Raw genomic sequence first — 17,255 nt, forward strand, 5'->3', positions numbered from 1 at the left:
CGGACGGCCGGCAGAAGCATGCCTTGGCGTCCAGCGCATGTCGAATGGGGAAGTGACCGCGCTTCAAATCTGACGGCCGCTTTCTCGATAAGGGAGAGGGGCCGCCCAAGATTAGCGGCGCGGCAGCCGCACCCGACCGGACGAGGTGCGTGCTGGCGGATCGAACAGTCCTGGTACTCATCTACGAATGGGCGGTCGAAACTGGCGGCGCGAACGTCATGGAAGGTGCCCGGCGGCAATGAGCCGCGCTGCCGTTCGCGACTAGGTTGCGTTTGGTCCTAATGCACTGCACCGTATCCGAGAGCTATACCTGTTGGATGAAACTCCTCCTCCTCAACGGTTGCTTCCAGCCGTAGAGCTTTAGGGTTCTTGTCGGCGACGTTCGGCAGCGGCATGCCTTGTCCGATCCAGGCCGACAACAACGCGCGAATGGTGTTGCCATCGCCGCCCGGCGGGATCGCATCTAAAAGTTGACCGAACGGGCTGGCTTCCAGCTCGGACAGCACTTCTCCATTCGTTGAACTAGCGAGCTTTCCCTTGAGCGATTGGAGAAAGCGCGCCGCGGCCGTCGAAAAGTCGGACGCGTCCCGGATGCTCAATAGACCGCTCACGAGAGCGTCCTGCCCGGCCTGCCGATCAGTGACGCGCAGTTGAGTCGTCATGTGATAGACGGAGCGCACCATCGCCCAGGCAAGCCAGTTATCGTATTTCGTGACGACTGCGCGGGCCTGATCCACCTCGCTGTGGGGCGAGGCCCCATTTCCGGTTCTTGCGCGAGTCTTGTCGATAGCGTCAAGCCAGAGAAATACCCGACGCGGCGACGCGGTCTGCCGCAGGCCGCTAAACCGCTCATCGGCGATCTGCTCCACGAATTTGAATTTGGTTCGGCACGCCTCATCAAGGCGGCGTTCGTCCAAGGATTTTGGCCGCTGTCGGTCTCGCCGCTTGAACGATGGCGCTTCATCCTGCACCCAGTCGCGCCACAGCTTGATTTCGGCATCGTTGAATACGCGGAACATAGCCCCGTCGAACTCGAGCAGTTTGAAGAAGCGGCTCGCGTCGGGATTGCCGGGTACGATGTACCCATGTTCGATCAGGCCATCGAGGAATGCTTTCGGATCGTTGAAGAACTGGTTGATCGGTACGCTGCCCAGCTTCTTGGTGCCGTGGTTATATTGTCCGTAGAGCTTCTTCGCGCCAATCAGCTGGAGGAGCTGATCCTCGACGGTACGCGGTTCTCTGAGGATATGGATGATCTGCTGCATGAGGATGGCGAAGGTAAGTGCGTAAGCAACGTAACCGTCCCAGATGCGGGACCATTGCTCTTGCACCGCTTCCTCTCCGCCATGCAGCTTGACATTGTGGAGATAGATCTTCACCGCTCGGAGGATTTGTCCCGCGTGTCCATCCTCGGCGTTGTCGATGGCGATATGGAGACGGTGGAACTTAGAGCTGAGGCCAACATTCTCGATGATTGATGCGGCACGGTGCAGTTCGAGTGCCGTCCACTCGAGCCAGAGCGTCATGCCAATGATCTCGGGATAGTACAGGCTCGGAAACTCCGAGATTCCAAGTTGAAATGTGGCGCTCTCGAAGGCGGCGTCGAGAAATTGAGGATCGAAGGCGAACGCAGTACTTGCAACGGGTGCCGGATAGAAGCCGAAGGAGTGGCAGAGGTCGCGGTAGACGTTTGCGTGATTCTGCGAGACCTCGCCGTCGCCAAGCTCTTCGTTGAAGATCGAGAACAGCGTCGAATTCACCTCATCCATCGGTCCCATGCGGTGCACATTGCGCAGCCAGGCGCCATCAAGGAAATTGAATGGCGTAAGCTGCTTGATCCGCTCGATGACGTTTTCACGGGTCGCAAAGTAGGGGTTGTGCTCTTCGTTCGCAGCGTTGTAGGGCCTTCCGTTCTGGGTCAGGCCGAACTCCATACAGTCGTCATAGATGTCCTTCATGCGCGCTTCGAACACTTCTTCTGAGTACCGGAAGGGCCGCACGTTGTTCATGAAGTTGAACGCGCTCGGCAACTTCTGCACGTCGCGTGCCGCTTGCAGGACGCTCTCCACATACTCCTGCGCCTTGCCGACGCAGCCGCGGTGGTTCTCCAGATTGAGCAGTGCATGGAACAGGTAACGGATGTCCATGCCCGCGTAAGGCAGGCGCTCCGTCTCGACATAGACATCCTCGCCGCTGGCGGCTCGGATCCGCTGCACGAAACCGAGCTCGTGCCAATAGCGCACCATGTCGTCGGCGCCGCGGCGCGCCGCGTCTCGCGGATCATCGCGTGTCGCAGCGGGATTCTGCCAGGGTCGGCGCAACAGCGTGCTAACACCCAGGCCCCGGTCCCACTTCACGCGCCCTTCCAGGCCTTCGCGGACGCTTTTGCCTCCCGGCTGCCACAATGAATTGACCTCGTCGAAGACGTCCTGCGGAATGACGTCGTCAGGCCGCGCGGAAGGCCACCAGTTTTCGCGGCGCAGAAAGAGCCCGGCTTGCCAGGGTAAGCTCAGGCTGGACGTCAGATCACCGGCCTTGATCGGGCCGCGGTTGATCCGAAAGGCGCCGGCATAGGTGGCGGGATCCTTTGCCCGCTGGCCGACTTCGACCCCAGGGGCAAAAGGACCGCCGACTGCCCGGTCCAACACGATACGCTGCAACTCGCTCACGCGCTCGTCCGGCGTCTGGCCAGCGGAAGTCCGTGGCGGCTGATCCGCGGCTTCCGAAGTGGCGGCAGTCGCCTGCTTCCATTTCTCTAGCAGACGATATTGCCGCGGTAGCAGCGAGAACCAACTCGCAGGGACGCCGGGTTGGCCGGGCCCTCGATCGCCATAGAGCGGCGGCATATACCGCGCGGTCGCTTGCTTGATGGCCACACCGCCTTCTGCCGTCGGATCGCGCAGCATGGCGAAAATGCGGGCGCGCTCAGTGCCGGGCTGACAATGTGCGAACGAGAATCGATGGCCTCTGCGGGCGTCATTACTGACCCAACCGATGCTGTCCATGCGGGAGAGCAACGACTGCAGACGCTCGTTGTCGGCTTCGGCCCTTTCGCTCAGCCATCCGGCGTTGATGGCGATCTCCTCTGCCACATCGTGGAGGGTGACCAGTGCATCAATAGGAGGAGCAAAGTTCGGTGGCCCCACCACCACCCAAGCCGCATCCTTGGGATCGGATACGTCGATCCGACGTCCGTCAGGCAGCATGACGGCCGCCGACACCGGACCGTCAGAGACGTCATCATACCAGTAATCGTTGTTAGCCCAGTAGTCGGTGCTTCGCGCGTCTGCGCCAATCGGATTATCCGGAATCGTAGATCCCGCCCGCCCGAGCCCGCCAAGCACGAGCAGCCGCCCACCATCGTCCACCTGGAGCTCGCCAAGGTAAACGGGCACGCCGAGAAACGCGCCGGTGTCGAATCGTGGATTGTCAGATGCACCCGAGGAAGAGATGGCCCGTACGCCAGGGTCGATGATCAGCTCCGCGCGCTCGTCGGGGCTGCGCGTGTCGGGATAGTGATGGGAAGCGCCGTTACTGTTGCGCAGCCGCGTCGGCGCGTTGCTTACAAGGCCGTCTTGAAACCGATGTGCAGCGCCTTTCTTGTTGACGAGATGAGCGCTCCATTCGACTTCGACGGCGGGTTCGCCGTTGGCTGACCTTAACGGTAGCTCGCCGAGATTGTTGCCATCTTTGTCGTAGCCGTAGAGCCTGAAAAGAGCAGCCTGCCGCCGGACGCGACCGTTCGTATCCTTGTAGCCGCCGGCGGGGGCATCTCTGGTCCCCTCGGGAGTATCCGCGGCGACGTAGAAGCTGTCTGGGCTGTTACCTACGTGCGCGATCCCGATGCCCGGATGAATCCGGCAGCTATGGACATTAGAGAACGGGTAATCGGTGTTCGCTGTCCTTGCCATATCCTTGCTCCTCAGACCGGGTTAGGTGCTTTCAAAGTCCTCCACACCCGGCGCGGGCTGGAGGCTGGTCACACGCACGTCCACGATCGCGGTCTGTCCTTGGCTGTTGCGCTCGAGCGCCGCGGCGAGTTGGCCGCGAAACCTTTCGATATTCTCCACGGGCAGGTGCGCGACGCCTCGCGCGATCGTGGCGAAGCTGCTCTCCAGCCCGAATCTCGTGTTCTCGAAGCCATGCTTGCGCCACTGATATTCCAGCCAGCCGAAACCCTGGTTGTTGAGAACGATGTAGGTGACGGGCAGGCCGTAATGGATCGATGTGAACAGATCGGCGCGAGCGATATTGAAGGCCCCGTCGCCCACCAGCGCGACGACCGGCCGATCGGGCCTCGCAGCCTTTGCGCCGATCGCCGCGGCGACCCCGAAGCCAAGGCTGGTCTGTTCGCTCGGGACGATGGATCGCTGGTCGCAGCCGAGCGCGAACGAGGGATAGAAATACGACCACATGTCGAGCAGACCATTCTCCTGCACCAGAATGCTATCGTGCGGCAGTGCGGCTTCGAGTTGATCCATCACCGCCGGCAGGGAAACGGCGTCAGTCTGCCTGACTTCTTTGAGGGAGGCCGTTCGTGTCTCGAAGCTGATGGCCTTGCTGCGCCGGATCTGCTCCAGCCAAGCTGGCCGACTGCCGAAATCATCATCCTGCAACAGCCGGTCGGTGATGCCATCGCACGACGCGACGATCTTCGGGCCGGAATATGCCGTCGACATCTCCTCGCTGGTGATATTGATCTGGAGTACGCGTCCGTGGAGGCGCTTGGAATCCAGCAGCAGCGTGGCTGTCTCCTCCAGACGACTACCGAAGCTCACCAGGCCGTCACAGTGCTCCCACAGCTCGCGCAGCGGCTTTGCCGTATAGAGGCCGGCCAGGCCGCAGAACAGCGGATGCTGCTCGTTGACCGCGCCGCGGCCCGACGCGGTGGTGAACACCGCAGCGCCGACTCTGGCCGCCAATTCGTCGTAGCCGACCGTCCTGCTTCCATCGAGTGCGCCGCCACCGAGCAGGAAGAGCGGTCGTGCCAAGCGTCGGATGAACCTCTGGACCTCCGCGGCAGCCGAGGCAGACAGATAGGGATGATGCCGGATCGGCGGATCGTAGGCGACGTCCGTCGCCGGGACGTCGGCGAGGTCTTCCGGAATTTCGACATAGGTCGGCCCGGGGCTATCGTTCGTGGCAATGAAGGCCGCCCGCTGGATCGCCCACTGAAGCTGGCTCGCGTGCTCGACTCGGTACGCCCACTTTACCAGCGGCCTGACCACCGCGATCTGATCGAACTCCTGGAACGCGCGCGCGCCGAGGCGATGGCGCGCCGTGCCGACGGCGAGCAGCACCACAGGCGCGCACGAAGCACGGCTTTCCAGCACACCGGTCAACGTGTTGGTGACAGCCGGTCCTTTACCTACGATGCAGATGCCGAGCTTGCGCGCAGCCAGCGCATAGCCTGTCGCCATGAACATCGCATTGCGCTGGTCCTTGGCGACGACGAAGGTGATGTTGCGCCCCTCCAGTGCCCTCAGAATGCTCAGGTCATCGCCCGGAATTCCGAACACCGGATTGGTGCCGGAAGCTTCGATGAACCGGGCGACCTCGGTCCACGCCGTTAGCGCCTGACTCATGGTCGTTGCCCCACCATGCGGGCGATGGTCTGGGACAGCAGAATCGGCTCGATACGAAGGTCGCCGTTGCGCCATGCGTAGTTGGCCATCCGGCCGTAACCACCGAACGGCGTATTGCCGTCTTCGATGTCGAAAAGCGTGCAGTCGACGGACACCATGTGCCGCTTGCGCAGGAAATCCTCTATTTCCGGCACGGCGTAAACGCTCGCGCCCAGCGCGCGTTCAGTATAGATGTCGAGCGATAGCTCGCGAACGAGGTCCTCGGGGGTGTCGTATGCGATGACGTTGAAGATCGGCCCAAAGAACTCGACAATGTCGGCACGATTGTGCAACGAACTGAAAATAACCGTGGGCTCCACGTGCCGCGTGGAGTATCTCACGGCACCGCCGTGGACGATCCGCCGCTCGTTCTCCAGCAGGTATTTGGAGATTTCGTCCAGCGCCGAACCGTAGAACAGCGGCCCATAATCGGCATCGGCATGTTTGCGCGATCCGAATTTCAGCTTCTCCAGGGCAAGTTGAAGCCGTTCAAGAAAGAGGGTGCTGTGGGTTCTCGGCACGAAAATCGCGTCGGGACCCATGCAGTCCTGCCCCGAGTTGAACAGCCGGACTTGGATCAGATCGCGGATCGCCTTGTCGAAGTCCGCCTTGGGGCCAACGATGAATGGGTTAACTCCTTGGCCAAAGAAGACGAAGAGCTGCTCGCGTGGCAGCGACTTTCGCAGTTTCTCCGAATTTCCGAACGTTCCGGTGAACACCACGACATCCGCGTCCCGCGCAACCCGTTCGACGAAGACTTTCTGCTCGTAGTTCACAACATCAATCGGCAGTCGGTGCCGCGGCGCGAGCAGTCGGTGCAGACGCTCCATCGGCTCTTTTACATAGCTCGACGGCCGCAGCGAGATCTTGCGGATGTAGAGTGATGGCACGACAGCGTACAGCACGTAGGAGTAGAGCAGAACATTGGACGGCATAAACGCGGCGAGATGATTCAGAGTCTTCGGGCGATTGTTGATCACTTCATCCGCAGCGCCCGACAACGCGCGTTCAGAGGCCTGGATCTCGGCTTCAGCCGCTTGGAACGTTGCCGTTTCGGTCAAGATGTCCAGGACCGCGGTTCGCTCGGAGCGCAGATAGTCCCGAAGCCTGTCAATCGCATCCAGCCGGTCTGCCTCGAGAATCGGAGGCGCGGTCGCGACATTGTCGACGGCAGGGAAGGCGTCATTGAGACGATTCATTAATAGTCCCTTTCGCTGTTTCCAGGGGAGTCGAACGTGATTGTGGTGAGATGTCCGGTGCTAGTGGACGGCGCGGCAGAAGGTTTCGCCGATCATCCGGCGGGCATGAGCCTGATTGCTCGGCGTTGCGCACCGCGCGCCGGGCGTCGGGCTTGGATTGTTTGAGCCAACCAACTTTGCATCGGCCATCCTATCGTTGCATAGCAAGCCGGGCGGCGGCCAAAGCGGTGCCGCCGGCCCATCCGTAGTTCGAGTTGATGAGAGATATGTTTGCGGCCCCGCTCGGCCGTTCTGAAGTGATCTAGATAGACCGGTCAGTCTAATCTGCTGAGAGCGATGCTCAGAGTCAAGGCACGATAGTCAATCAAAGGAAGATTGCAATATTGCTTCAATCATGCCGTGCTTCGCTGCGCCTCTAATGCTGCAAGCCTATGCTGGTAGAGCATGAATGTTCTTTGTCGCTCACGCGGGTGAACAGCGCCGAGGTCCAATCGGACAGCGTATTGCTGCATTGTCGTGAATCAGCTGCGCGACAAAAGTAGGTGACGCAATTTCAAATGATGAATGTCACATAGGTCGCGCGCTCACATCGCCGATTGCGATGACAACGGCTCTTGCGCGCTTGCCGCTGGCTTGCGCTTAGGTACGCTTCGTACGGATGAGATAGAGAAAGCAAAGCGCGCTCAGCGCCGTGGCGAATAAATTGAAATAGGTCGCCGTGCCCAGAGCGTGTCCGTAGTGGTGGGCCCTTGCCTCCAGCGTGAGCGCAAGCGGTTCCGACAAATCGGCGAAGAAAATCACGCCGACGATCGCTACGCCAAATGCTGCTCCCAGTGTCTGCATGGTACCGACCATACCGGAGGCCATGCCGGCCTGCGCGTCGGGAACCGTGGAGAGATTGGCGTTGAGCGCGAGTGGAATGGTCAGGCCTTGGCCGAAGCCATTGAAGATCAATGAAGCCACCAACAACGGCGCGCTGGTCGGAACGAAGAAAGCGACGAGCACGGATAGAGTGAGACCGATGAAAAAGGCGCCGACACCGAGTAGCAGGGATCGGCCGCCCATTTGCCGCACGATAGCGGGACTGAGACGCGCGGCGGTGATGAATGCGAGCGCGGTCGGAGTGAAGATCAGTCCAGCGACAAGCGGGGTGTAGCCGAGACCTGCTTGCAAGAGCAGCGTCAGCGACAGGAAAAACGAGCTGATAGAAGCAAAGAACAAGAATACTCCGATCACGCCGGCGAGCAGCCGGTGATTGGACAGCATGGTGATATCGAATATCGGTACTTGACCCCGACGGACGAGTGCGGCCTCGAAGCGTGCAAACAGATAGAAGATGGCCACCGAACTGAGGGGAAGGACGATCGACCACCATGGCCAGCCGCGATCCTGGCCTTCGAGGAACGGCACGAACAGGGCTAGCAGACCCGAGGCAAGGATGATTGCTCCCTTGATGTCCAATCGAGCAGGAACCGGGGCACGGGTTTCGATGATCCACATCGAGCCGAGCAGGAGCATTGCGAGACCAACTGGCACGTTGATCAGGAAGACCAGGCGCCAGCCGAGGCCAAACAGATCGTAGGTGACGAGCAGGCCTCCGCCGATCTGGGCGATCGGCGAAGCGAGGCCCTGGACGATACCCATGATGCTAAAGGCTTTTGGCCGCGCTTCGCCCTCGAACAACACGCGGATGGTCGCCAGGACCTGCGGCATCAGGAGCGCTGCGCCGATCCCTTGCAGGACCCTCGCTGTGACGAGGAATGCAGCTGATGGTGCCGCGCCGCACAGGGCCGATGCGACCGTGAATACGCAAGTTCCGATCAGAAACAGCCGCTTTCGGCCAAACAGATCGCCGAGGCGTGCGCAGTTCATGAGAAACACGCCGTAGGCCGCGCTGTAAGCAACCATCACCAACTGCAAATCAGCGGGACTCGCATGCAGGTTCTGCCGGATGCGCTCCAGCGCGACGTTGACGATGAACAGGTCGAGGGTCGTCATGAATATCCCTGACACCAGCACTGCCAGCGAGAACCAGCGGTCACGTCGAGGCTCGCCTTGAGCTTCGACAAGCCCAACAGCGACGAGCTGTCCCTGGGCTGCATTCTGGTCGGTCGACGCGAGTGTCATTGGGAGCTCCCCTGGATGCGGTGTTCGTCAGATTGCTGCTCGTATGGCGTCTGCGAATACTTTCGATTAGGGACGACGCCGGATGTGTGGCGGATTTTGCAGTTCATCAGCGGGCGTTATGCGTAGCGCCGAGCGTTGGTCACGCGTAAATGTGCGCCGCATCACGGCGCTACGCGTTCAGCGTTGAGCAACACATCTGCGGACGATCCTGACGCGGCGTTGCTTGGTTGACCACTGGCACAAATGCCGAATATCATGAACATCGTGTCAACCGGAGTGCCGGGCATGAACTCTCCGAAGATTGCCATTCTGACCTATGACGGGGTCAATACCTTCGAGTTAGGAATCGCCATGGAGGTGTTTGGTCTGCCCAACATGGGGCCCGGCTGGTACGATGTGGCGGTCTGCGGCGATCAAAAGCGCGGCGCGACATCGAGTTCGTGCAGCGTTCAAATCAAAGCCAGCAGAGGGCTGGACGCGCTGAACGACGCAGGGACCGTGATCGTGCCCGGATGGCAGGATATCGACGCGCTGCCTCCGCGCAACATTCTTCAGCGCCTGAAGGCGGCGCATGCCCGCGGCACGAGGATTGCGACGATCTGTGCGGGTGTGTTCGTGCTGGCGGCAACGGGCCTGTTGTCGGGACGTCGCGCAGCGGTGCATTGGGCTCAGGCCGAAGCGCTCAAGCGAAAGTATCCGGATATTGAAGTCGATTCCCGCGTCCTATACGTGGACGATGGGGACATCCTGAGTTCTGCGGGCCGTGCCGCCGGATTGGATCTTTGTATTCACATCGTCGAGCGTGATTTCGGGACCCGCGTCGCCAACGATGTTGCGCGCCGATTGGTCGTTCCGGCGCATCGGGAGGGAGGCCAGGCCCAGTACATTCCGCGTCGCACCCGGCCGGTGCGCAATGCTATGGGTGAGCTTCTGGTCTGGATCACGCAGAATCTCGAAGAAGACCTGACGATCGAGAGGCTGGCAGAGCGGGCGCGCATGTCGCGCCGGACTTTCATCCGGCGGTTCATGGATGCAACAGGCACTATGCCGGGAGAGTGGATCACGCTCGAGCGGATGAACCATGCGAAGACGCTGCTCGAGGATACGCGGGTCTCTATCGAACAGGTTGCCGAGATGTCAGGATTTGGCTCGGTCGATACGCTGCGCCACCATTTTCGTGCGCACCTTGCGACGAGCCCAACGCGCTATCGGGCCTGCTTTCAGAAGGCCGTCCCGGAAAAGCGCCGTAGCTACCGACCGCGAGAACCGCATAGCCTTAAGAGTGCCTCGCCCTAGCGTGTCCCGCTGCCTGCGGGGCGCATGCGAAACCCCGACGCAGGATACTAAAAGACGGACCTGGCCTGCTATGGCGTCCGGCGCATTCTTACTCTAGTCTTGAGCTAGTGAAACTCATCCGTTCTTGTCTAATGCAGTCGAAGAGACAAAAAATCCTGGAGACGGCCATCCGCCTGTTCGAGCTCGAAGGCATTCAAGCCATCGGCATCGAGCGCATCATCGCGGAATCCGGCGTCACGAAGATGACGATGTACAATCAGTTCGGATCCAAGGAGTCTCTGATCGTTGAAGCGCTCGAGGAGTGCGCTCGACGCTCGATGCAGTCCCTAAAGGCGTTTGTTGACAAGAGCCGCTCCCCGCGCGGCAAGGTGAGGGCGATATTCCTTTGGCATGATCAATGGTTTCGCCGTGCCAATTTTGAAGGTTGCGTGTTCAACAACGTTGCGGGCGAAATTCACGACGGGAATTCTGCAGTCCGTCGCGTCGTGCTTCGTTACAAGCGTGACATGGAACGATATATTGCGTCTGTCCTGACCGACCAGGGAATTGCGTCATCCAAGCGATTGGCAACCCAGATCATGCTTCTTGTCGAGGGAGCTACCGCGATGGCCTATGTGTGCGGCAAGCGCGATGCGGCCATAAAGGCATGGGAGGCATTTGAACCTTCGCTCGAAGAACGTGGGCCTCTCGAAGCGGTTTGAAGTACGGCGGCTCCCCGCAAAAGCCGACGCCCGCAGTACGCCTGCGAAACTATCGGCGCGACCGCAAGCTCCAGTTAGCTTGCTGCGGCATGGCGGGCCCCGATGGTGGCGCCGAATTCCAGGGTCTGCCCGTCGTCGGGGATACGGAGTTGCGCGGCAGATATTCCGCGGGTGAGCGCATGCTGTCGCAGATCGGCGCGGCCGACCGTTGCATGGTCCAGCGAATCGAGATGAGTTGCGACGACAATGGCTTCAGGCGCGGCGTTACACACCGCAACAGCCTGCTCGGCGTCCATTGCGATCTGCTCGCCCTCCCACAGAGCGCCACAGGGATGGATGACAATGATGTCGGGCCGGGTGTCGCGTATCGTCGCTTCGACGGGCGGATAAAAAACCGTATCGCCCGACCAGTAGAGCGTCGGTTCGCGCGAAGCTTCGATGCTGAAGCCAATCACGGGGCCCATCTTCTTGATAACGGGGCCGAAACCGTGCTGTCCGTCGCGCCGCGTCAGCCTGATGCCTTGCCAATCAATAGTGTCGGTCAGTGGCGTCACGTTCTCGAAGCCGAAGGAGCGAATCTTGTCCTCGTCGCCCGGCTGGCTGATCAGCGGCAGTTGCTTCGGCACCAGGGACTGAGCGACGGAATCGAAATGATCCGAGTGTAGATGGGAAACGATAACAAGCTCGACGCCGTCGAGAATGTCATCGGTGCTGGTCGGGAGATCGACCAGCGGATTCCGCGATCGCCCAGCATTTGCAGGCCGACTGTGCCTCGGCGCAAAGAAAGGATCGATCAAGACCGTGCGACCGGCCACTTCTAGTTTTAGGGTGGCATTGCGCAAAAGCCTCAGTTTCATAGATGTACTCCTCGTGAGCTTGATTTCGAGGTTGCGGCTCAGGCGACGCCAGCATCGAAAGACAATGGTGTGCCTACAGTAATGAATGATCGTTCGCGCGCATACGCGCTGGCCAGTGGCAGGGATGACATTTGTCGTGAATATCATGCCATTCTGTTTGGCTGATCGCGATGAGGCGTCATCATAACGGGCGGCATGCAACGACCGAGCTCGTGAACGTAGTCGTGCACGTGGCGGCGAGAGCAGCCTTCCGTCGACACGATTGCTACGTCGGGTCCGCTGAACTCAGCATTTGTCGCGGCACGATACGCAACGGCATTTCCAAGAATGGATTAAACGCGAAACAGAAAACGTGTTCGCAGCCTGAGCGTGGTGGGTTCATCGCTTTTTCCTTGCAGCCCTCGACATTACGCATCGGCGACAACATCATTGGCGCTTCTTGAGCCAACCCTATTCATTTCGAGATCATCCGAATGTCGCCTCGGTCATGCTTTCGGTCGGACCCGCGCACGAAGGCGAGCGAGTCGTGATGTCACCGAATTGCCTCAAACTTGATGGCGTCAGCAAGCGCTACGGCGAGCTGAATGCGTTGGAGGCGATTTCGCTCGACGTTGCTCGGGGCGAGTTCTTGACATTGCTGGGACCATCCGGATCAGGCAAGTCGACGCTGCTTGCAGTTCTCGCTGGCTTCACCGCGCCGGACCGCGGCTGTGTCCATCTGAACGGGGCCGATATCACGCGTCTCCCGCCGGAAAAGCGCAAGTTTGGCGTCGTGCCACAAGGCTACGGCCTTTTTCCTCATTTGACGGCCTATGAAAACATCGCCTTCCCATTGCGGGTCCGCCGTACCCTCGGAACACGCATCGACAACCGTGTTCAGGAGGTAATGGAGCTCCTGCAAATTGAAGGCGTGGGCAACCGCCTTCCAATGCATCTTTCCGGCGGGCAGCAGCAACGCGTCGCGTTGGCACGCGCACTGTCCTTCGAGCCAGATCTGTTGTTGCTGGACGAGCCGATGAGCGCGCTCGACGCGTCGTTGCGGCGCGACTTACAAGCTGAACTTGTTCGGCTTCATCGGCAGGTGGGGACAACGTTCATCCATGTCACGCACGACCAGCAGGAAGCGCTCGCCCTGTCCGACCGCATCGTTGTTTTGAATCGAGGCCGGGCCGAGCAGATTGGTTCGCCCCGCGCGATTTACGACCGCCCAGCCAGCCGTTTTGTTGCGAGCTTTCTCGGCAAGAATAATTTGCTGAAAGCGACCGTGCTCGTCGGGGCCGACGGCCGGATCCAGTTTTACTGGCACGGCCACAGGATTGCGGCGAGGCCTGGAGCGGTTCCGCCGCCCGCCGGTCCCTGCATTCTTGCGGTTCGTCCCGAGAACATCACCCTTGACGCGGTTCGAAGCGGAGCCTCGCATTCCGACGACCGAATTCGTGGGAAAGTCGTCAGCCGGACTTTTCTGGGATCGTCGACTGACGTTGTCGTTGCTGTCGGTGATGACACCTTGTCGGTCACGTTGCCTGCTACCGCCACATTGCCCACAGGGGCCGGCGAAGACGTTTGGCTGGTCTTCGACAGCGAACGGCTCTGGTGTTTGCCTAACGGCGATGCGCGTCCGTCCCAACTCGCCGCGATTTCGTCGGAGCTGGCGGCATGAGCTCTGCGCTGACGGTACTGAAGGGGCTGCCGCGCCCCTGCCTTCCGGTGGCATCCGTGCGCGATCGGTCCATCCAAGATTGGATGCTGGTCGGCTCCGCTTGTGTGCTTGTGGTGTCTTACCTCGTTCCGTTGGCGTGGGTGGTCGGCTTGAGCCTTCTGGTGCCGAAGCCTGGATTTGGAAATTATCTGGCTGTCCTTGCGAACCCAACGGTTCGTTCGGTCGTCGGAAACACTCTTTGGATCAGTTGCCTGACTGTCGGCATTACGCTGCTCCTGGCATACGTGACTGCCTACGGGTTGGTACAGGCCAGTCCGGCGGCGCGAAGACTCATGCTTACCAGTGTGCTGCTGCCTTTATGGATCTCCGTGCTTGTCCGAAACTACGCATGGATAGCCTTGCTTGCGCCCGGCGGAATCGCCAACAACATCCTGCTGCACTGGGGCTGGCTGCATCACCCCTTGTCGATGGTGCGCAATACATTCGGCGTCGTGCTGGGCATGGTGCACTACATGTTGCCTTACGCGATCCTGCCGATCTACGCCCAGATGGCGCAGATCGAGGGAGCTCTGCCGGGAGTGGCGCGGTCGCTGGGTGCAAGTCGCCTCCAAGCTTTCGTTCGCATCTTTTTGCCACTTTCGCGTCCCGGGCTGGCAGCCGCGGCGTTCATTACTTCGATCATGTCGCTGGGCTTCTATTTGACGCCCGCCATTCTGGGCGGTGGCAAGACCGTCATGGTGGCGGAATTCATATCCGTCCAGGTGACGGAAACACTGCGCTGGGATATCGCAACGACGCTGAGCACATTGCTCCTCCTCGTCACAGGCGGGCTGGTATGGCGTTTTAGCTACCTGCTAGACCTGGCCACGGCCAAGCCGAAGACATGAGCGCGCGATCACCCGTAATCGCGGTTCCGTTCGGGCCCGCGCGGTACATGGCCCTTCTGGTGGCAGCATTCCTCGTGCTACCGCTGCTCGCGATCGTGCCGATGTCGTTCAGCGCCACGCGCTTCCTGTCGCTACCGCACAATGGCTTGTCCACGCTGCACTATCAGCGCCTATTCGGCGACCCGACATGGCGCGATAGCCTACTGCATAGCCTCAGCATTGCGTTTCCGGCTGCAAGCCTTGCCGTCCTGCTCGGTCTCGCATTCTGCCTCGGTGCATGGCAGCGACAGGGCGGGGCGGTTCGCTTCCTGCGGGTACTGATGCTCGGACCACTGATCGTGCCCGGGATCGTTCACGCCGTTGCCTACCATCGCGCCCTGTCGATCGTGGGGCTGTTCGACAGCTTCACGGGAACGATACTCGTTCATGCGATCAAGGGCCTGCCGTTTGCCATACTCTCGATTTCCGCCGCGTTATCCTCGGTGAATCCGGCAACGATGCAACTCGCCCGCAGCTTTGGGGCTTCGCCGATCCAAGCGCTCTTGAAGGCGCTGTTGCCGCAGATTCGTTATGGCACTGCGGCAGGCTTTGTGCTCGCGTTTGTTACGTCCTGGGACGAGATCGTTGTGACGCTGTTTATCACGAGCCGCAACGTCAACACGTTGCCGAAGCAAATCTGGCAGAGCCTCTTCCTCAATGTTGGTCCCATCGTTGCAGCGTTGGGCACTCTGGCGTTGGCCGCAACATTGCTGGTGCTTTTAGCCCTGTCGTTACGCCGCGCCCGTCCTTTTGCTGTCAGATGCCAAGAGGTCCGCTTGAATTGAAAGGAGATGTGATGCCTGATTTTTCGCAAGATGCCGATTATATGCAGAACCTCGAACGGTCGCTCCGGATGGTGACACAAGGCAAGACTGTCCATCGCCGCCACTTTCTCCAGCTCTTGTCAGCACTGGGCATCGGTGCAGGCTCGCTGACCTTCTCATCTTCTGCGATTGCGCAGCAGAACGAGCTTGTGGTTGCCAATTGGGGTGGCGACGCGCTGCCCGCCCAGCGCGACGTCCTCGCGGCAGAGTTCGTCAAGCGCTATCCGGGCAACCGTGTCGCATTTGACACGACGGGCCCCACGCCTGGAAAGATCAAGGCAATGGTCGAGTCAGGCAATATTGCCTGGGACGTGGCCGACCGCAACCTCCTGTCCGCGCTTGAGCTCGGTCGCCAAGGCCTGTTGGAAAAAGTCGATGATTCCATTGTGGACCTCAACGCGGTGCCAAGCCAGTTTCGTACCGAATGGGGCGTCGGCTCGTACTTCTTCTCTTTCGTCATCACTTACGATAGCGCGCAGTGTAGTTCGGCACCGCCGCGAACCTGGAAAGATTTCTGGGACATCCAGAAGTTCAAGGGACGGCGTGCGTTGCGCAACAATGTCGAGGGTGTGCTGGAATCGGCCCTGCTGGCGGACGGCGTTGAACGGGACAAGCTGTACCCGCTGGATGTCGATCGCGGACTGGAGAAGATCCGCGCGATCAAGAAGGACACGATCTTCTACAGCAACACGTCCGAGGCCCAGCAGTTGCTCCGATCGGGCGAGGTCTCGGTCGGCAGCCTCTGGAATACGCGGGCGCAAGGCGTGAAGGAGGACACGAAGGGGCGGGTTAATTATCACTTCAATGAGGCCATTCTCTTGATTGCTGCGTGGAACGTTCTGAAAGGGACGAAGAACGCCAAGGATGCATGGCGCTGGGTGGCGCTGTCGCAAGATCCGGCGCTTCAGGTGGCGCTGCTCGCGCGGCTGGGCTGGGGACCGATCAATCCGGCCGCGAACAAGCTTGTTCCAGCCGAACTGCAGCAGCAAAATCCCGGTTCGCCCGAAAACCTCGCACGTCAGGTGGCGACCGATGCCGAGTGGTACGCCAGAAACTATTTCGAAGTCCAGAACCGCTATCTCGACGCGCTCGCGTCATGAGCATGGCGGACGAGGCTCCAATTGACGCCGCAGCGCCGCTCACCTTCATGGGCGCGCCGTTCGTCACTCGCGTACCGCGGTCATCGCGAGCCGTCATCGCCGGACTTCCGTTCGATGCCGGACAGCACGCCTCGCGCCTGGGCTCGCGGCTTGGCCCCCAGAGCGTTCGCGAACAGTCGATCCAGTTGCGCGCGGTAGATCCCGACACCGATTGTGACGTCGTGGCCGCGCTCGGACTGGTCGACGTCGGGGACGTACGCGTGCAGCACGGTGACCTCGACGCCTCCCAGCGGGCTATCGCCGTGTTCGCCGGCACTCTCGTCAACACGAATGCGGTTCCAGTGATGATTGGAGGGGACGGCAGCGTCACGCTGCCTCTGCTCCGCGCGGTGTCACGCCGCTATCCGGAGCTCGCGGTCGTGCATTTGGATGCACACACTGATGCCTATCCGCTGACCGGAAATATTGGACCGGCAGCCTTCCATCGGGCCGTTGAGGCGCGGCTGCTTGACCCGACGGCATCGTTCCATATCGGGCTGCGCGGTCCGGTCTCCTCAAAGGGGCTTTATGCGCATGCTCGCCAACTTGGCTATCAGCTCATAACGGTCGCGGAGCTCCTGGATCGGGGTATTACGGCGGTATTCGACGAAGTGAGCCGTCGGCTCGCCGGTCGTCCCGTCTATGTTTGCTGGGATATGGATTTCTTCGATCCGTCGGCGGCGCCTGGCGTCATCACACCCAGTTGGGATGGCGTGACTGTGCGTGAGGGCTTGCAGATCGTACGGCTGCTCCGCCGCCTGAACATTGTCGCAATCGACATCAATTGCGTCAGCCCGCCCCACGACGCCGCAGGTCTTGCCGCGTTTCTCTGCGCTCACGTGATCTTTGAGTTTCTCGTTGGCCTGGCGACGTCGGCGCGGCCGTTTGAAAGGTAGCAACCG

General features: G+C 60.4%; 12 protein-coding genes. 7 read left to right on the forward strand and 5 right to left on the reverse strand.

Going from position 1 to position 17,255, the window contains the following annotated elements:
• Positions 1-278: 278 nt before the first annotated feature.
• The 4 genes from ACVIHF_RS01590 to ACVIHF_RS01605 form a co-directional block, all read right to left on the reverse strand.
• Positions 279-3,911 carry a LodA/GoxA family CTQ-dependent oxidase gene (locus tag ACVIHF_RS01590; protein WP_456791474.1) on the reverse strand — a complete coding sequence of 1,211 codons (3,633 nt, stop codon included), beginning with the start codon at positions 3,909-3,911 and terminating at the stop codon, positions 279-281.
• 21 nt (positions 3,912-3,932) lie between these two features.
• The gene (locus ACVIHF_RS01595; RefSeq protein WP_253610116.1) at positions 3,933-5,585 is read right to left on the reverse strand and encodes a thiamine pyrophosphate-binding protein; all 1,653 of its coding nucleotides are present in this window, start codon (positions 5,583-5,585) and stop codon (positions 3,933-3,935) included.
• Positions 5,582-6,823 carry an aldehyde dehydrogenase family protein gene (locus ACVIHF_RS01600; protein ID WP_253610117.1) on the reverse strand — a complete coding sequence of 414 codons (1,242 nt, stop codon included), beginning with the start codon at positions 6,821-6,823 and terminating at the stop codon, positions 5,582-5,584. Before ACVIHF_RS01600 ends, ACVIHF_RS01595 begins: the two co-directional genes overlap by 4 nt.
• A 639-nt stretch (positions 6,824-7,462) precedes the next feature.
• Positions 7,463-8,950, reverse strand: a complete 1,488-nt coding sequence (locus tag ACVIHF_RS01605; protein WP_253610118.1) for an MFS transporter — start codon at positions 8,948-8,950, stop codon at positions 7,463-7,465.
• Positions 8,951-9,235: 285 nt separating this feature from the next.
• Here ACVIHF_RS01605 and ACVIHF_RS01610 point away from each other — a divergent pair, with 285 nt between their 5' ends.
• Both ACVIHF_RS01610 and ACVIHF_RS01615 read left to right on the forward strand, forming a co-directional pair.
• Positions 9,236-10,246: a helix-turn-helix domain-containing protein gene (locus ACVIHF_RS01610; RefSeq protein ID WP_253610119.1), complete on the forward strand. Its 1,011-nt coding sequence runs from the start codon at positions 9,236-9,238 to the stop codon at positions 10,244-10,246.
• 131 nt (positions 10,247-10,377) lie between these two features.
• Positions 10,378-10,947 carry a TetR/AcrR family transcriptional regulator gene (locus ACVIHF_RS01615; RefSeq protein ID WP_253610120.1) on the forward strand — a complete coding sequence of 190 codons (570 nt, stop codon included), beginning with the start codon at positions 10,378-10,380 and terminating at the stop codon, positions 10,945-10,947.
• 74 nt (positions 10,948-11,021) lie between these two features.
• Here ACVIHF_RS01615 and ACVIHF_RS01620 read toward each other — a convergent pair whose 3' ends face one another.
• Entirely contained in the window at positions 11,022-11,804 is a 783-nt protein-coding gene (locus ACVIHF_RS01620) for an MBL fold metallo-hydrolase (protein ID WP_253610121.1), read from the reverse strand.
• Between the two features lie 439 nt (positions 11,805-12,243).
• Here ACVIHF_RS01620 and ACVIHF_RS01625 point away from each other — a divergent pair, with 439 nt between their 5' ends.
• Genes ACVIHF_RS01625 through ACVIHF_RS01645 form a run of 5 tightly spaced genes read left to right on the forward strand, consistent with a single transcriptional unit; the run spans position 12,244 to position 17,249 of the window.
• The gene (locus ACVIHF_RS01625; protein ID WP_253610122.1) at positions 12,244-13,464 is read left to right on the forward strand and encodes an ABC transporter ATP-binding protein; all 1,221 of its coding nucleotides are present in this window, start codon (positions 12,244-12,246) and stop codon (positions 13,462-13,464) included.
• Entirely contained in the window at positions 13,461-14,351 is an 891-nt protein-coding gene (locus ACVIHF_RS01630) for an ABC transporter permease (protein WP_253610123.1), read from the forward strand. The genes ACVIHF_RS01625 and ACVIHF_RS01630 overlap by 4 nt, the downstream gene beginning before the upstream one ends.
• 47 nt (positions 14,352-14,398) lie before the next feature.
• Positions 14,399-15,175 carry an ABC transporter permease gene (locus ACVIHF_RS01635; RefSeq protein WP_253610124.1) on the forward strand — a complete coding sequence of 259 codons (777 nt, stop codon included), beginning with the start codon at positions 14,399-14,401 and terminating at the stop codon, positions 15,173-15,175.
• An 11-nt stretch (positions 15,176-15,186) separates the two neighbouring features.
• Positions 15,187-16,314 carry an ABC transporter substrate-binding protein gene (locus tag ACVIHF_RS01640; protein ID WP_253610125.1) on the forward strand — a complete coding sequence of 376 codons (1,128 nt, stop codon included), beginning with the start codon at positions 15,187-15,189 and terminating at the stop codon, positions 16,312-16,314.
• Positions 16,311-17,249 carry an arginase family protein gene (locus ACVIHF_RS01645; RefSeq protein ID WP_253610126.1) on the forward strand — a complete coding sequence of 313 codons (939 nt, stop codon included), beginning with the start codon at positions 16,311-16,313 and terminating at the stop codon, positions 17,247-17,249. Before ACVIHF_RS01640 ends, ACVIHF_RS01645 begins: the two co-directional genes overlap by 4 nt.
• Positions 17,250-17,255 lie beyond the last annotated feature (6 nt).

Source organism: Bradyrhizobium sp. USDA 4506, from assembly GCF_054058795.1.

Bases quoted from the DNA above. Each gene is read 5' to 3' on its own strand.
- ACVIHF_RS01600 (WP_253610117.1), bottom strand. From the start codon at position 6,823: ATGAATCGTCTCAATGACGCCTTCCCTGCCGTCGACAATGTCGCGACC.
- ACVIHF_RS01605 (WP_253610118.1), bottom strand. From the start codon at position 8,950: ATGACACTCGCGTCGACCGACCAGAATGCAGCCCAGGGACAGCTCGTC.
- ACVIHF_RS01630 (WP_253610123.1), top strand. From the start codon at position 13,461: ATGAGCTCTGCGCTGACGGTACTGAAGGGGCTGCCGCGCCCCTGCCTT.
- ACVIHF_RS01615 (WP_253610120.1), top strand. From the start codon at position 10,378: ATGCAGTCGAAGAGACAAAAAATCCTGGAGACGGCCATCCGCCTGTTC.
- ACVIHF_RS01610 (WP_253610119.1), top strand. From the start codon at position 9,236: ATGAACTCTCCGAAGATTGCCATTCTGACCTATGACGGGGTCAATACC.
- ACVIHF_RS01640 (WP_253610125.1), top strand. From the start codon at position 15,187: ATGCCTGATTTTTCGCAAGATGCCGATTATATGCAGAACCTCGAACGG.
- ACVIHF_RS01595 (WP_253610116.1), bottom strand. From the start codon at position 5,585: ATGAGTCAGGCGCTAACGGCGTGGACCGAGGTCGCCCGGTTCATCGAA.
- ACVIHF_RS01620 (WP_253610121.1), bottom strand. From the start codon at position 11,804: ATGAAACTGAGGCTTTTGCGCAATGCCACCCTAAAACTAGAAGTGGCC.
- ACVIHF_RS01635 (WP_253610124.1), top strand. From the start codon at position 14,399: ATGGCCCTTCTGGTGGCAGCATTCCTCGTGCTACCGCTGCTCGCGATC.
- ACVIHF_RS01645 (WP_253610126.1), top strand. From the start codon at position 16,311: ATGAGCATGGCGGACGAGGCTCCAATTGACGCCGCAGCGCCGCTCACC.
- ACVIHF_RS01590 (WP_456791474.1), bottom strand. From the start codon at position 3,911: ATGGCAAGGACAGCGAACACCGATTACCCGTTCTCTAATGTCCATAGC.